The sequence below is a fragment of the Nocardiopsis protaetiae genome (assembly GCF_045446735.1).
Lineage (GTDB): Bacteria > Actinomycetota > Actinomycetes > Streptosporangiales > Streptosporangiaceae > Nocardiopsis > Nocardiopsis protaetiae.
The window spans coordinates 1-6,069 of record NZ_JBJJBV010000348.1 but is presented as its reverse complement, the minus strand read 5'-3'; the positions used below and the strand labels follow the sequence as shown (position 1 = coordinate 6,069).

At 71.9% G+C, this 6,069-nt stretch carries 8 protein-coding genes; 3 read left to right on the top strand and 5 right to left on the bottom strand.

What is annotated here, in order from left to right:
* Positions 1 to 14 precede the first annotated feature (14 nt).
* The 3 genes from urtA to ACJOT3_RS31500 all read right to left on the bottom strand — a co-directional run bounded on the left by urtA (position 15) and on the right by ACJOT3_RS31500 (position 2,201).
* On the bottom strand, positions 15 to 1,229 hold the full coding sequence (urtA, locus tag ACJOT3_RS31510) for an urea ABC transporter substrate-binding protein (RefSeq protein ID WP_406976776.1): 1,215 nt from the start codon (positions 1,227 to 1,229) through the stop codon (positions 15 to 17).
* 79 nt (positions 1,230 to 1,308) lie between these two features.
* Entirely contained in the window at positions 1,309 to 1,512 is a 204-nt protein-coding gene (locus tag ACJOT3_RS31505) for a hypothetical protein (protein ID WP_406976775.1), read from the bottom strand.
* A 95-nt stretch (positions 1,513 to 1,607) separates the two neighbouring features.
* Positions 1,608 to 2,201 carry a TetR/AcrR family transcriptional regulator gene (locus ACJOT3_RS31500; RefSeq protein ID WP_406976774.1) on the bottom strand — a complete coding sequence of 198 codons (594 nt, stop codon included), beginning with the start codon at positions 2,199 to 2,201 and terminating at the stop codon, positions 1,608 to 1,610.
* A gap of 70 nt (positions 2,202 to 2,271) precedes the next feature.
* Between ACJOT3_RS31500 and ACJOT3_RS31495 the strand changes: the two genes are divergently transcribed.
* The 3 genes from ACJOT3_RS31495 (at position 2,272) to ACJOT3_RS31485 (ending at position 5,310) form a co-directional block, all read left to right on the top strand.
* Positions 2,272 to 3,816 carry an FAD-binding oxidoreductase gene (locus ACJOT3_RS31495; protein WP_406976773.1) on the top strand — a complete coding sequence of 515 codons (1,545 nt, stop codon included), beginning with the start codon at positions 2,272 to 2,274 and terminating at the stop codon, positions 3,814 to 3,816.
* A gap of 230 nt (positions 3,817 to 4,046) precedes the next feature.
* Positions 4,047 to 4,919, top strand: a complete 873-nt coding sequence (locus ACJOT3_RS31490; protein ID WP_406976772.1) for an LLM class flavin-dependent oxidoreductase — start codon at positions 4,047 to 4,049, stop codon at positions 4,917 to 4,919.
* A 40-nt stretch (positions 4,920 to 4,959) separates the two neighbouring features.
* Entirely contained in the window at positions 4,960 to 5,310 is a 351-nt protein-coding gene (locus ACJOT3_RS31485) for a DoxX family protein (protein WP_406976771.1), read from the top strand.
* Between the two features lie 12 nt (positions 5,311 to 5,322).
* Here ACJOT3_RS31485 and ACJOT3_RS31480 read toward each other — a convergent pair whose 3' ends face one another.
* Both ACJOT3_RS31480 and ACJOT3_RS31475 read right to left on the bottom strand, forming a co-directional pair.
* Positions 5,323 to 5,595 carry a DUF6510 family protein gene (locus tag ACJOT3_RS31480; RefSeq protein ID WP_406976770.1) on the bottom strand — a complete coding sequence of 91 codons (273 nt, stop codon included), beginning with the start codon at positions 5,593 to 5,595 and terminating at the stop codon, positions 5,323 to 5,325.
* Positions 5,592 to 6,069 (bottom strand): ferredoxin reductase domain-containing protein (locus ACJOT3_RS31475; RefSeq protein WP_406976769.1); only part of this gene is annotated, 478 nt, incomplete at its 5' end. The genes ACJOT3_RS31475 and ACJOT3_RS31480, both read right to left, overlap by 4 nt.

Genomic DNA, 6,069 nt, shown 5'->3' with positions numbered 1-6,069 from the left:
CGCCCGGTGGTGGGTCAGCCGGTGAGGTCGGCGGCCCAGGGGTAGCCCTCTAGGTAGGGGTCGGGGGTGATGGGTTCGGGGGAGGTCCAGATCTCGTCGATGAGGCCGTCGGTGTTGATCTGGCCGATGCGGGCGGTTTTGATGACGTGCTGGGTGTCGCCGTCGAGGGTGATGGTGCCTTCGGGGGCGTCGATGGTGATGCCGTCGAGGGCGGCGCGGACGTCGTCGACCTCGAAGCTGTCGGCGGCTTCGACGGCGGCCTTCCAGAGGTGGACGGCGTTGTAGGCGGACTGCATGGGGTCGGAGGTGACGCGGTCGTCGCCGTAGCGTTCGGTGAAGGCGTCGACGAAGACGCCGTTGGTGTCGGTGTCGGTGGTCTGGTAGTAGTTCCAGGCGGTGAGGTGGCCGGCGATGTTGTCGGTGCCGATGCCTTCGACTTCTTCTTCGGCGACGCTGACGCTCAGGACGGGGGTGTCGTCGGGGGTGACGCCGGCGGAGCGCAGTTGCTGGAAGAAGCTGACGTTGGAGTCGCCGTTGAGGGTGTTGAAGACGGCGTCGGGTCGGGTGCGGGCGATGTCGTTGGTGATGGTGGAGTATTCGGTGTGTCCGAGGGGGGTGTACTCCTCGGCGACGATGTCGATGTCGTGGGCGTCGGCGTAGGCGGTGATGATCTGGTTGGCGGTGCGGGGGAAGACGTAGTCGCTGCCGACGAGGTAGAGGCTGGTGTGGCCTTGTTCGCGCAGGTAGTCCAGGGCGGGGATGATCTGCTGGTTGGTGGTGGCGCCGGTGTAGACGATGTTGGGGGAGGCTTCGAGGCCTTCGTATTGGACGGGGTACCAGAGGAGGCCGTTGTTGCGTTCGAAGACGGGGAGCATGGCCTTGCGGGAGGCGCTGGTCCAGCCGCCGAAGACGGTGGCGGCGTTGTCGGACTGGAGGAGTTTTTCGGCGCGTTCGGCGAAGGTGGTCTCGTTGGAGGCGCCGTCTTCGATGACGGGGGTGATGGTGCGTCCCAGGACGCCGCCGTCGGCGTTGATCTCGTCGATGGCGAGTTGGACGGCGTCGCGGACGGTGACCTCGCTGATGGCCATGGTGCCGGAGAGGGAGTGGATCATGCCGACGGTGACGGTGTCGTCGGTGATGCCGGGGGTGTTGTCTCCGGTGCAGGCGGTGAGGGTGAGGCCCAGGGTGAGGGTGAGGGCGGTGAGGGTGCGTGTGGGGGTGGGTGCCACGCCGTTGCTCCTCGGTGTTGTGGGTGTGGGGACACCTAGGAGGCTGGTGGCGGGGTGTTTCGCGGGTCGGGTCGGAGGGTTACGTATACATTGCGGTATCCGGTGGGTCGGTTAAATCGGGGTGGACGGTGGCGGTCTGGGTGGTGTGGCCGTGGGTGTCGCAGTCGGTGCAGGGGTGGGCGAGGAGGACCTGGGTGAGGGTGTGGTCGTCTTCGAGGCGTGCGGTGACGACGGCGCGGCGGCCGGTGCCCAGGCAGGTGCGGCACAGGATGCGGATGTGCATGTGCGCAGGATAGGTTCCCGGTCCCTGTTGGCGTGGGGATGACACGGGATCTTTGCCCCCATGTCGGATGTGGGGGCTTTTTGCTGTCTTGTGGGTCAGTCGCCCATGACGGCGGTGAGCATGCGGTGGCAGCGGACGGTCATGTCGTGGGCGGTGGTGTCGGGGTGTTCGAGCCACCAGTGGACGGTGGTGGTGACGGTGGCGAACCAGATGCGGGTGAGCAGGTCGCGGTCGTGGGGGTCGGTGACGATCTGGGCGACGCCGGCGGCGCCGAGTCTGTTGAGTCCGTGGCGGTAGTGGCGGGCGGCGTCGGCGACGGGTCCGGTGCGGGGGAGGGTGGGGTCGTAGAGGACGGACCAGTCGTGGGGGCGGTCGGTGAGGGCGGTGAAGACGGCGTGGAGGGTGGCTTCGGCGCGTTGGCGGGCGGTGCCGGGGGTTTGGGCGTCGGTGACGGCGTCGAGGAGGGGTTGGCCGGCGCGGTGGAGGCAGGCGAGGGAGAGGCCTTCTTTGGAGTCGAAGTAGGCGTAGACGAGGGGTTTGGAGATGCCGGCGCGGGTGGCGACGGTGGTGACGGTGGTGGCGGTGTAGCCGTGGTGGCCGAATTCGTGGGCGGCGGCGTCGAGGATGTGGGCTTCGCGTTGGGGGCGTGGGACGCCTTTGGTGCCGGGGCGGTTGGCGGTGGTGGTCACGGTGGGAGTCTAGCGAAGGGATGTGACTCGCTGGTAATTTACCCGGGGGTCAATTCGGGAGGTGCGGGCTGTGGTGCGGTCCTGGTGGGGTTGGGGCACGGAGGAGGCGGCGCTGTCGGGGGTGGAGGAGCGGGAGCTGGTGGGGGCGGTGCGGGCCTTGTTGCCGGGGGCTGACCTGACCCGCCACGATCCGCCCGACCCCCGGGTGCTGGTGCCGGAGGCTCCGCGGCTGGTCGCGCCGGAGGCGCTGGCGCACCTGTGCACGGCGGATGCGCGCGAGCGGGCGGGGCACGCCCGCGGCAAGGCCTTCCGGGACGTGGTGCGCAACCTGGAGGGGGTCGTGGGGCCGGTGCCGGACCTGGTGGCCTACCCGGAGACGGAGGAGCAGGTCGCGGACCTGTTGGACTGGTGCTCGGGGGCGGGGGCGGCGGTGATCCCGTACGGGGGCGGGAGTTCGGTGGTGGGCGGGGTGGAGCCGCGCCACGGCGGGCCCGCGCTGACCCTGGACCTGTCGCGGATGCGGCGGGTGCTGGAGGTGGACGCGGTGTCGCGGGCGGCGTCGGTGCAGGCGGGGGTGCTGGGCCCGGACCTGGAGGGACAGCTGCGCGGGCACGGGTTGACGCTGCGGCACTATCCGCAGTCGTTCGAGTTCTCCTCGCTGGGCGGGTGGCTGGCGACCCGGGCGGCGGGGCACTACGCGACCGGTCCCACGCACATCGACGACCATGTGGAGTCGTTGCGGGTGCTGACCCCGGCGGGGGTGGTGGAGTCGGCGCGGCTGCCGGCCTCGGGGGCGGGGCCCTCGCCGGACCGGATGTTCCTGGGGTCGGAGGGGACGCTGGGGGTGATCACGCGGGCGTGGATGCGGGTGCGCGAGCGGCCGCGGTGGCGGGCGGGGGCGTCGGTGTCCTTCCCGTCGTTCGCCCTGGGGGTGGCGGCGGTGCGGGAGCTGGCCGCCTCGGGGCTGGAGCCGGCGGGGTGCCGGCTGCTGGATCCGGCCGAGGCGCTGATCAACGCGAACAGCCCGCACACCCTCCTGGTGCTGGGGCTGGAGTCGGCCGACCACCCGGTCCAGGGGGCGTTGGAGCGGGCGGTGGCGATCTGCGCGGGCCACGGCGGCACCGCCGAGACCGGCGGCGGTGGTGGGCGGTGGCGGTCGGCGTTCCTGCGCATGCCCTACCAGCGCGATGCGCTGGCGCGCCGGTCGGTGATCGCCGAGACGTTCGAGACCTCCTGCACCTGGGACCGGTTCGAGGAATTGCACGCCGCGGTGACGGCGGCCGCCCGGGAGGCGATCGAGGAGGTGTGCGGGGGTGCGGGGGTGCTGACCTGCCGGTTCACGCACGTGTACCCGGACGGGCCGGCCCCTTATTACGGGTTCTACGCCCAGGGCCGGTGGGGGTCGATGGTGGGCCGGTGGGACGAGGTCAAGGCGCGGGTGTCGCAGGCGCTGGCCGACCACGGCGGGTCGATCACCCACCACCACGCGGTGGGGCGCGACCACCGGCCCTGGTACGACCGTCAGCGCCCGGACCTGTTCGCGGCGGCGATGGGCGCGGCCAAGCGCGAGCTGGACCCGGCGGGTGTCCTCAACCCCGGGGTGCTCTGGGGTTGAGGCCGGTGGCCGCGGGGGTGCGGAGTTCGGCGACGGGTTCGGTGTCGGCAGGGGTGGCGGGGCGCAGTGTCCAGTCGGGCATGGTCGTCGAGGGTAGTGGGGGGTGGGTAGGTGTGTGGGGGCGGGGTGTGGAATATCCGCGGGGGGTGTGCGGTTCCCACGCACGTCTGTTTTCAAGATAATCTGTCGCACAACTCATCTGGGGTTGTGTTCGTCCTGGGGGGTCGGTCATGCCCGACTACGGTCACGCGCCCGTCTTCGGTTCCTTCATCACGCCCACGGCCGCCGACCCGGCGGCCACCGTGGAGCTGGCCCGCGTCTCGGAGCGGGCCGGGCTGGACCTGGTCACCTTCCAGGACCACCCGTACCAGACCGCGTTCCTGGACACCTGGACCCTGCTGTCCTATGTGGCGGCCCGGACCGAGCGGGTGCACCTGTCGGCCAACGTCCTCAACCTGCCCTTGCGCCCGCCCGCGGTCATCGCCCGCGCCGCCGCCTCCCTGGACCGGCTCTCCGGCGGCCGGTTCGAGCTGGGCCTGGGCGCCGGCGGGTTCTGGGACGCGATCGAGGCCATGGGCGGGCGCCGCCTGGCGCCCGGGCAGGCCGTGGACGCCCTGGGCGAGGCCATCGACGTGATCCGCTCGCTGTGGGACACCACCGACCGGGCCCGGCTGCGCTATGAGGGCGAGTACTACCGGCTCTCGGGTGCCAAGCGGGGTCCCGCGCCGCTGCACGACATCGGGATCTGGGTGGGCGCCTACAAGCCGCGGATGCTGGGTGTGGTCGGTGCGAAGGCCGACGGGTGGCTGCCGTCCCTGGCGTACTTCTCCGACCCCGCCCAGTTGGGCGAGGGCAACGCCCGTATCGACGAGGCGGCGCTGGCCGCCGGGCGCTCCCCGGGGGACGTGCGCCGGCTGCTCAACGTCGGGCTGGGCGAGGGTGGGACGACGCTGCGGGACTGGCCCGAGAAGCTGGCCGGGCTGGCCCTGGAGCACGGCTTCTCCACGTTCATCCTGGCCTCGGACGAGGCCGACCGGCTGCGCGCGTTCGGTGCCGAGGTCGCCCCGGCCACCCGTGAGCTGATCGCCGCCGAACGCTCCTGAACCCGAACGCTCCCGAACCCGCTCGCTCGAAGGATCGCCCATGTTCATCGCCACCGTGGTCGTCTCCGTGCTCATCGCGGCGTTCGCCGCCATGTCGGGCGTCGGCAAGCTGCGCCGCGCCCCGGCGGTCGTCGCCTCGATGGAGACGGTCCGCTTCCCATTGGACAGGCTGTGGATGCTGGCGCTGGTCGAGTTCGCCGGTGCCGCGGGTGTGCTCGTCGGCCTGGTGTGGTGGCCGCTGGGGGCGGCGGCCGCGACCGGGCTGGTGGTGTACTTCGTCTGCGCGGTCATCGCCCACATGCGGGTCGGCGACACCAGGGGGCTGGGTGCCCCGCTGTTCCCGCTGGTGCTGTCGGTGGCGGCGCTGGCGCTGCGCCTGCTCACGGTCTGAGCCCGCGGTGGGTCAGTCCTGGACGGGCAGGGTGACGCAGCCCGTTCCGCCCAGGTCCAGGACCAGCCCGTCGGGGGTGCGCACCAGGCGCAGCACCAGGACCTCGCAGCCCGGGCAGCGCACCACCAGGCCGGGGCCGTCGGTGTACACGCGCAGGCGGGCGAACGCGCCGTGGTCGCCGCAGTGGGCGCAGCGGCGTTCGGCGGCGGTGACGTCCACGGCGAAGACCTCCGACAGGGGTCCGGCCAGGACGTTGGCGTCCAGGTAGGTGGCGGGTGTGCTCATCGTCGGCCTCCTGCGCCGTAGCGTTCGGTCCGGATCCGGGCCGGGTCGTGGCCCAGGGCCAGCAGGGCGTCGGCGGCGGTCTCCACGAATCCGGTGGGTCCGCACACGAAGCACACCGGGGCGAACTCGGGTGGGAGACCGTGGGTGTTCAGGTCCGCGACGCCGAGCCGCTTGGGGCCCCGGGTCGATCCGTCCGGTGCGGTGCGGGTGTAGGCCACGAACACGTCGACGCCGGGGTCGGCGGCCGGTCCCAGTTCGGTGCGGTAGTAGCGGTCGGCGGGGGTGCGTACCGAGTACAGGAGGCGGAACAGGGCCTTGGCGCCGGTGCGGTGGCGTTCGCGGACCATGGCCGCGAGCGGGACGATGCCGGAGCCGCCGCCGATGAGGACGACCGGGTCGGGTGCGGTGGTGTCCCATACGAACCAGCCGCCCAGGGGTCCGCGTATCTCGACCCGGTCGCCGGGGGCGAAGTCG

What these genes read in the sequence shown, in the direction of transcription:
- ACJOT3_RS31490 (WP_406976772.1), top strand. Translation starts at nt 4,047, where the DNA reads ATGCCCGACTACGGTCACGCGCCCGTCTTCGGTTCCTTCATCACGCCC.
- ACJOT3_RS31480 (WP_406976770.1), bottom strand. Translation starts at nt 5,595, where the DNA reads ATGAGCACACCCGCCACCTACCTGGACGCCAACGTCCTGGCCGGACCC.
- ACJOT3_RS31505 (WP_406976775.1), bottom strand. Translation starts at nt 1,512, where the DNA reads ATGCACATCCGCATCCTGTGCCGCACCTGCCTGGGCACCGGCCGCCGC.
- ACJOT3_RS31485 (WP_406976771.1), top strand. Translation starts at nt 4,960, where the DNA reads ATGTTCATCGCCACCGTGGTCGTCTCCGTGCTCATCGCGGCGTTCGCC.